The following is a 7,850-nucleotide window of genomic DNA, read 5'->3' as shown; positions in this document are numbered from 1 at the left end:
AATCCAAGCAATTCTTCCTTATCGGCTAACACAAAGTCAGCATGTTCTCTAAGTTTCAAGTCTCCTGAAACATAGTTGGCCGTAAAAGGAATGAGTTCAATGGAAAAGCTTGGGTAATCATAAATGGAGGGAGTTAACCTTCGTATCACTTCAATATGGATATCCAATTCCTCTTTAACTTCTCGTTGTATACATTCAATTTCAGATTCACCCGGTTCAATTTTACCACCTGCAAACTCCCATTTCAATGGAAGCTTCATGTGTTCACTTCGTTGAACAGCCAAAATTTTATCGCCAAAATGAATGAGGGCACAAACAACTTTTATTCTCGAGTTGTCACCAACTAACTTACTTTCCATACTCATAATTTTTCTATTCTAACTCCTAGTGAAAGCTTCAATGGCACCCCGAATTCAGAGTGAATGAATTTAAGGTACAAAATAGTAATAAATTTCAATTCACCCCGGAATTGCAGATGAAAACAAACCTAGTAGTTAAATGGGATTGTGGAAGTGAATAGGGAATTCATAAAACGAAAAACAAAAACTAGGTGCTTAACTCTCACGCTTTACTAAAGCATAATAATCTCCCTCCAATGGAAGGTAGCCCTGATCGTAAACAAAATAGTATACCGTACCCGCTTTGGTGGTGTAAATACTTGTAAAATAATTGAAGTCGAAGCCTTTATCGATCAGTTTAGCTCTAGAACATTTGGTTTTTTGCTCCGGATTAAGGGCCTCCAAAATTCGGTAGTTTTTTCGTAATCGGTTGTTGGTGTTTCTAATCAGGTTCTTAGAATCTTTATTCACCCGATTGTTGTAGGAGTTCCTACAAGCATCACTGCAGAATTTCTTGTCAATTCTACCAACTATCTTATCACCGCATTCAGGACAGGCTTTCATGACTTAGCTTCTTAAATAAGTTAATTATTAGCAACAACTTAGTTGTTCTGAATTAAATATACTGAATATTTTTCAAAAAGGGAGTGCCCTTTAAGCTCCCGATTCTTAAAAAGTTCCAGGTTAGCTCAAGGATGGATAGGGTCTTTTCCCCTCCCCATAGATAGTCCATAGATACTCCATGGATACTCCATAGATAGTCCATGGATAGTCCATGCAAACCCAACGATTATTTTACGGACAAATACCCTCAAAAAGCACCCAACTTAGTAGCTAAATTCTAACATAATGGGAGAGTAATATTTCACTTAATTTAACTTCAAAACGACCTAATAGCGACTCCGTAGTGACTCCGTAGTGACCCCGTAGTGACCCCGTATGAAACAAATTAAAAAATCCAACCAAAATCAAGCCTTATTTTTCAATGAAACCTTCACAAAAAGAAGCCATTCCCCACACTATTTTAGTGAAGGAAAAAACAAGACACAAACCAGTCGTCTGAAAGCAATAAAACCATACATTCCAACTCCCACCTAACAACTAACACCTAACACCTCCCAACTAACAACTAACAACTACCACCTAACAACTACCACCTCCCACCTAACAACTACAACCTCCCAACTAACAACTACCACCTCCCAACTAACACCTAACAACTAACAACTACCACCTCCTACTAACTACCAGTGTGTTAGTGTGGTTCACCTTTTCATATACAGCCACTTTGTAAACATGCGATTTTAAGTAATCAATAATGTTTTGTAGCTGGCTGTTTATGGAATTTTCTAAAGATGCATTAAATAAAATAACCCCCTGTGTGGAACTCCGTTTTAAAATAGTTTCCCAAAACGGAAGTTTTAAGAATTCCTCCGGAACCTGGGTGTCTATAAACAAATCAATAATAATCAAATCGAAGCTGGCCTGCGTTTTTTCTATATAATGAAGGGCATCCGCGCAAACAATCTCTAAATTATCGGTATTCTGAAGCTTGAACTCATCCTTAGCAATACGAATGATTACAGGATCAATCTCTATGGCTGTAATGTGTTCTTGAAACTTAAAGTCTTCCCGAAGGGTTTGTATCACACTGCCTCCGCCAAGTCCTAATAAAAGCACGGAATGTACTTTGGTGAGCTCTACTTTCTCCAATCCATACTTTAAAATTCGTTGTAAGGAACCATAGGAATAGTTTGCATTTTTGGTGTTTAAATGCTTTTTACCGTTGTACCAGGTAATTTCTAGAGTTCCGTTAATATCCGATTCAACTGTTTTTGTAATAGGATATAAATAGCTTAAAAGTCTTGTCATGGCTGATAAAGATAGGGAATTAAATCAATAGATTATCCGTTTACAAACGGTTACAATCAATTACAAACGAATTTAATTAGTTAATAACCGACTAACATTTCGAAGCTGTTGCATATTTGTACCGTTGAATTGAACGAATGAGATTCAATAGTATGAACTGTTTAACAATTAAATTTTAAAATTATGAACACGCTTAGAAACAAAGTACAGTTGATTGGAAGATTAGGACAGGATCCTGAAATCATCAATTTTGAAGATGGTAGCAAAATGGCTAAATTCTCTATGGCTACAGACGATAGCTATAAAGACAAAAACGGTCAAAAGGTTGAACGCGCTTACTGGCACAATGTGGTAGTAAAAGGAGGGCTGGTTAAAGTCGTAGAAGAGTATATTACCAAAGGAAAGGAAATTGCAGTGGAAGGCAAATTAGTAAACCGTGCCTGGGAAGACAAAGAAGGAAACAAACGTTACATAACCGAAGTTTTATGCAATGAGTTACTCATGTTAAGTAAATAGAATTTAGGGATTTAAACAAAAAAAAGCGACTTAGGTCGCTTTTTTTGTATTTCTTGCCTGCTGCTATATATAAGCAAGGGGATAAATGAAGCTTATCTAGCTTAAAGAGCCATCTAATTTTAGAGGCCTTTTAAGGCACGCTTTTTATTGTTGTTTTTTTTAAAGTGGAAAACCGATAATATCTGCTTTTCGTAAAAAGTCACGCGTATTCCAAAAAGTAAAACTAAGCCACCTAAAACCATTTGTAGTGTCAGTGCCTCATCTATTAATAACCAAGCTAGTAGGGAAGCTAAAATACCTTGTCCTAATAAACTAACCGAAACTCGTGTGGCACGCATATTTTGTGTCGCATAACTAATTAATAACCAAGCGGCAAGTTGACAAACTACAGCTTGAACAACCAACACCATCCAACCTGTGTTTGAAAAACCTGAAAAAGGTTCGTTTAAGGCATAGCTGATACCTCCCAAATAAAGGGACGAGGATCCTAAACTAATAACCATAAATGAAATAACATTCATAGTTTTTAATACTTCCTTGCTGATAAGCATATATATGGCGTATAACACACCTGAAAGAATTCCAAAGCTAAAAGCTAAATCAAAATCAAGGGTTTGAAATACGGTAAAACCAACCAACATCATCATACCAAAAACAGCAATCAGGGTTCCAATCCAGAAATTGGTTTTTGGCTTGTCCTTTAAAAAGAATAAAGCTAAAACACCTACCCAAACAGGGGATAGGTTGGTTAACAACGAAGCTTGAGTAGCTGTAGACTGCTGGATGGCTATATTCCAAACAGCAACATCGCTACCAAAAATAACCCCGCAAAGTACGGCTAAAACTCCAGTTTTTAAATTTGGAAGTTTAAACTGCCTGCTAATTAAAACATAAGGTAGTAACAACAAAAAGGAAAATAGCATTCGGTAAAATGCAGAAATAACTCCTGGTGTCAGGTTTAATTTAACCAAAATAGGGAATATAGATATACAGAATATTCCAATAACTAAAGCGATTCTTGCCTTTTTCATCTGAAAACTATTTAGCTTCTTAATTTGAAGCTGCAAAAATACGTAGTATTAGCGGAATAAAATGAGACTAAATTCGCCTTTTATAGTTAAATATTATCCAATTTTTATTTATGAAGCTTCAATTGAATGCGTTTTCGTGCTACATCTACTTCTAATACTTTTACTATGACTTGCTGGTGCAGATGAACATGTTCGTTGACATCGCTCACAAAACTATCGGAAAGATTAGAAACATGAATCAAACCACTTTCTTTAATTCCTACATCAACAAAGGCTCCAAAATTGGTAATATTGTTTACAATTCCAGGTAATAGTTGCCCTTCTTGTAAATCGTTTATAGTTTTTATATTCTGATTAAAAGTAAAAACCTTGGCCTGCTCTCTAATATCTAAACCAGGTTTTTCTAACTCTTTAATAATATCTTGAAGGGTTGGTAAACCTACAGAATCTGTGCAATATTGTTTTAAATCTATTTTCTGAAGTAAGGCCGAATTACCAATCAACTCTGTAATAGGTTTCCCTAAATCCTTAGCCATTTTTTCTACAATGGCATAACTTTCTGGATGTACAGCCGAATCATCTAAGGGGTTTTTAGCATCCTTAATCCTTAAAAAAGCGGCTCCTTGTTCAAAGGCCTTGTCTCCTAAACGTGGGACTTTCTTTATGGCATTCCTAGATGTAAAAACACCGTGTTCCGTTCTATAGTTGAAAATATTTTCAGCTAATTTCGGACCAATTCCAGACACATAACTCAATAAGGGAACACTGGCTGTGTTGATGTTTACACCAACGGCATTGACACAGCTTTCCACCACCGTATCTAATTCGTTTTTAAGTTTACTTTGATCCACATCGTGTTGGTATTGTCCCACACCAATAGACTTGGCGTCAATCTTTACCAATTCAGCTAAAGGATCTTGCAATCGTCTTCCAATGGAAACCGAACCACGTACAGTAACATCATAATTTGGAAACTCCTCTCTAGCAATTTTAGATGCCGAATAAATACTGGCTCCGGCTTCACTAACTACAAACACTTGGATGTCGTTTTTAAAACGAATTTTTCTAATAAGGGCTTCGGTTTCTTTAGAAGCGGTTCCATTTCCAATGGCAATGGCTTCAATTTGATACGCTTCAGAAAGCGAACTTATTTTCTTCATCGCACCAATAGCATCGTTTTTTGGTGGGTGCGGATAGATGGTTTCGTTGTGTTTTAAATTCCCTTGGGCATCTAAACAAACCACTTTACAACCGGTTCTAAATCCAGGGTCGATGGCCAACACACGCTTTTCACCTAAAGGCGATCCTAATAACAATTGTTTTAAATTTTTCGCAAAAACATTAATAGCAGCTGCATCGGCTTTTTCCTTCGCATTTTGTAGCGCTTCATTTGATAATGAGGGTAGTAGCAATCGCTTGTACGCATCTTGAATGGCTAGTTTTATTTCTTCGCTACAAGCATTGTTAGAACGAAGGATGCGATCTTCAATTTTAGCCAAAGCCTTTTCATCGTCAATAGAAATTTTCGACCTAATAAAACCTTCTTTTTCAGCTCTTAAAATGGCTAATAATCTATGGGAAGGGATCCGTCCAAGAGATTCTTCCCATTCAAAATAGTCTCTAAATTTTTGCGCTTCTTCGCTGTCCTTTTTAGACTTTACCACTTTCGTGGAAATCATAGCAAAACGTTCTAACTGGTGTCGAATATTGTTTCTAACATCGGTGCGTTCGTTAACCCATTCAGAAATGATATGTCTAGCACCCTCTAAAGCATCTTCCACGGAAGTAACAGCTCCTTTTACGTACTTATAGGCTATAGATTCTACATCTGAAGCATTTTGGCTCATAATGATTTTGGCCAAAGGTTCTAAACCGTTTTTTCTAGCCGTTTCTACTTTGGTTTTTCTGCTTTTTTTGAAGGGTAAATACAAATCCTCAAGGCTGGTTAAGTCTTGCGTAGCTTCAATTTTCTTCTTCAATTCATCAGTTAAAACTTCCTGTTCTTCTAAAGCTTTAAGAATGCTGATCTTGCGTTTTTCTAAAGCTTCAAATTGGTCTTTGTACTTAACAATTTCTCCAATTTGAACCTCGTCTAGGTTTCCTGTACGCTCTTTTCGGTAACGTGAAATAAAAGGAACGGTACAAGCCTCGTTTAATAATTCAACAGTATTTTTTACGGAAACTTCTGGAAGTTGGGTTTGAGAAAGGATATAGGAAATCATCGACATGATTAATAGGTTCTAAAAGTTGAGCTACAAATATAGAAAGATAATCGAGCTAGGAAATGGGATTTATCAAGTGAATTGCGTAAAAAAAGAAACCCCTTTTTTAACTAAAAAGGGGTTTGATATTTTATAAGGTTTCTTTTTAAACATTTAATATAAAAAGTATTTATTGAAATTTAATGTTAACCTTTAGTGAACTTGATACATAAAGATAAGTAGATTGTAATATAACTTTAATCATTAAAGGCTTAAAGTTATCTCACGATGTTACCTAATTTATAATTAATCTATTATTATGAAAAAATTACTATTTACCTTTTTATGCTTATTTAGCTTTACCTTAAGCCAAAGCCAAACCTTTAACGACGGAGTTTTAGAATATACCGTAACCGATGCTGCAAACAATTATGTATCAGTAAAAACATATGATAATATTTGTCCTACAGGTAATTTAGTTATTCCTGAAACTATAACAGATAATAGTATAAGTTATACAGTAACAGAAATCGGAAATTTTGGTTTTGAGAATTGTACTAATATAACTAGTGTTTCATTGCCTAGTAGTTTAACAGGAATTGGTCGAGGAGGATTTATGGGCTGTAGTAGTTTAGTGGATATAACCTTACCTAATGGTTTATCCTATTTAGGACGAGAGGCTTTCCGTGATTGTACTAGTTTAACAGATATTATCATACCTGATAGTATTACCATTATTAATATGGATGCTTTTCGCGATTGTGAAAATTTAATAAATATTCACCTACCAGAAGGATTAACAACTCTTTCGCAAGGGGTGTTCTATGGCTGTGATAGTTTAACGAGTATACAACTTCCAGATAGCCTTACGTCTATTGGTTATATATGTTTCTATAGTTGTAACGGCTTAACTAACATAGATTTACCAGAAAATATTACGAGTATAGGTGGTTCTGCATTTGCTAATTGCAATAATTTAACCAACATTAACATTCCAGAGAGTGTAACTAGTATTGAAAATAATGCCTTCCAAAATTGTACAAGTTTAACAAATGTTACCGTAAACTGGAACACACCACTATCAGTGGATCCTAATATTTTTGATAATGTTCCAATAAACACTATTCCATTAACAGTACCTTCAGGAACCATTCCAGGTTATCAAGCAGCAGTTGTTTGGCAAGATTTTGGATCGTTTATGGAACTAAGCCTCACAGATTTCCAATTATCTGAAACTATAAAAATATATCCAAATCCAGTATCCGAAGTTTTTAAAATTGAATTAAATAATGCTTCAGAACTTAAAACTGTAGTAATTTACAATCATTTAGGACAAATAATTTCAGAAGAAAACACCACGCAAATTAATGTTTCTAATTACGCAAAAGGCATGTATTATGCTCAAATAGAAACCTCTAAAGGAAAAAGTGTCAAGAAATTTATAGTTAATTAATGTAATAGGAATTGTTATTGTTTGAGAAAGGAATTAAGACTGCTAAACTTACTTTATATAAGGTTATAAGACATTGCATTGAGACCCATTTCTGTTTCTACTTGGACAAGACCTCTTGACATAAATCTTTTAAAATTTATATTGCGTTTTATGTTACCAAAAACAGCTTCAATATAATTCTTTGTTAAATTCATCATAACTGGGTGAATGAAGACTCAATTGTGTCTGAGTATTGGTCTTCCAAACGACATGGCTTTTCATAGCTTTATGATATAAAAATCATAGCTTTTAGTGAAATTTAAAAACAAAAAGAGGCTGCCTTTTTAGACAGCCTCTCGGTAATTTATAAGGTTTCTTTCAACCATTTAAAGAATTCTGTTTGCCAAACAATGGCGTTTTGCGGCTGAAGAATCCAGTGATTTTCATCTGGGAAATAAAG

General features: G+C 35.0%; 8 protein-coding genes. 2 read left to right on the top strand and 6 right to left on the bottom strand.

The window, feature by feature from the left end:
- From VKY41_RS09105 to VKY41_RS09095, 3 genes are all read right to left on the bottom strand, one after another.
- Window positions 1–359: (deoxy)nucleoside triphosphate pyrophosphohydrolase (locus VKY41_RS09105; protein WP_500814135.1), on the bottom strand; the 359-nt coding region annotated here is incomplete at its 3' end.
- Window positions 360–554: 195 nt separating this feature from the next.
- Window positions 555–902 carry a hypothetical protein gene (locus tag VKY41_RS09100; RefSeq protein WP_500814134.1) on the bottom strand — a complete coding sequence of 116 codons (348 nt, stop codon included), beginning with the start codon at window positions 900–902 and terminating at the stop codon, window positions 555–557.
- A gap of 663 nt (window positions 903–1,565) precedes the next feature.
- Window positions 1,566–2,210: a spermidine synthase gene (locus tag VKY41_RS09095; RefSeq protein WP_500814133.1), complete on the bottom strand. Its 645-nt coding sequence runs from the start codon at window positions 2,208–2,210 to the stop codon at window positions 1,566–1,568.
- A gap of 183 nt (window positions 2,211–2,393) precedes the next feature.
- Between VKY41_RS09095 and VKY41_RS09090 the strand changes: the two genes are divergently transcribed.
- Window positions 2,394–2,726 carry a single-stranded DNA-binding protein gene (locus VKY41_RS09090; RefSeq protein ID WP_500814132.1) on the top strand — a complete coding sequence of 111 codons (333 nt, stop codon included), beginning with the start codon at window positions 2,394–2,396 and terminating at the stop codon, window positions 2,724–2,726.
- Between the two features lie 119 nt (window positions 2,727–2,845).
- Here VKY41_RS09090 and VKY41_RS09085 read toward each other — a convergent pair whose 3' ends face one another.
- Window positions 2,846–3,757, bottom strand: a complete 912-nt coding sequence (locus VKY41_RS09085; protein WP_500814131.1) for a DMT family transporter — start codon at window positions 3,755–3,757, stop codon at window positions 2,846–2,848.
- A 104-nt stretch (window positions 3,758–3,861) separates the two neighbouring features.
- Entirely contained in the window at window positions 3,862–5,979 is a 2,118-nt protein-coding gene (locus VKY41_RS09080; protein WP_500814130.1) for a Tex family protein, read from the bottom strand.
- Between the two features lie 298 nt (window positions 5,980–6,277).
- On the opposite strand from VKY41_RS09080, the gene VKY41_RS09075 reads away from it, so the two are divergent.
- Entirely contained in the window at window positions 6,278–7,411 is a 1,134-nt protein-coding gene (locus VKY41_RS09075) for a leucine-rich repeat domain-containing protein (RefSeq protein ID WP_500814129.1), read from the top strand.
- 53 nt (window positions 7,412–7,464) lie between these two features.
- Here the strand turns inward: VKY41_RS09075 and VKY41_RS09070 are convergent, their stop codons facing one another.
- Window positions 7,465–7,605, bottom strand: coding sequence for a transposase (locus VKY41_RS09070; protein ID WP_500814136.1), 141 nt, complete (start codon window positions 7,603–7,605; stop codon window positions 7,465–7,467).
- Window positions 7,606–7,850: the final 245 nt, after the last annotated feature.

This window comes from Xanthomarina sp. (assembly GCF_035306605.1).
Classification (GTDB): Bacteria; Bacteroidota; Bacteroidia; order Flavobacteriales; family Flavobacteriaceae; genus Xanthomarina.
The sequence above is the reverse complement of the archived record's forward strand: the minus strand, read 5'-3'. Positions and strand labels throughout refer to the sequence as shown.

Bases quoted from the DNA above. Each gene is read 5' to 3' on its own strand.
- VKY41_RS09100 (WP_500814134.1), bottom strand. From the start codon at position 902: ATGAAAGCCTGTCCTGAATGCGGTGATAAGATAGTTGGTAGAATTGAC.
- VKY41_RS09095 (WP_500814133.1), bottom strand. From the start codon at position 2,210: ATGACAAGACTTTTAAGCTATTTATATCCTATTACAAAAACAGTTGAA.
- VKY41_RS09090 (WP_500814132.1), top strand. From the start codon at position 2,394: ATGAACACGCTTAGAAACAAAGTACAGTTGATTGGAAGATTAGGACAG.
- VKY41_RS09085 (WP_500814131.1), bottom strand. From the start codon at position 3,757: ATGAAAAAGGCAAGAATCGCTTTAGTTATTGGAATATTCTGTATATCT.
- VKY41_RS09080 (WP_500814130.1), bottom strand. From the start codon at position 5,979: ATGATTTCCTATATCCTTTCTCAAACCCAACTTCCAGAAGTTTCCGTA.
- VKY41_RS09075 (WP_500814129.1), top strand. From the start codon at position 6,278: ATGAAAAAATTACTATTTACCTTTTTATGCTTATTTAGCTTTACCTTA.
- VKY41_RS09070 (WP_500814136.1), bottom strand. From the start codon at position 7,605: ATGAATTTAACAAAGAATTATATTGAAGCTGTTTTTGGTAACATAAAA.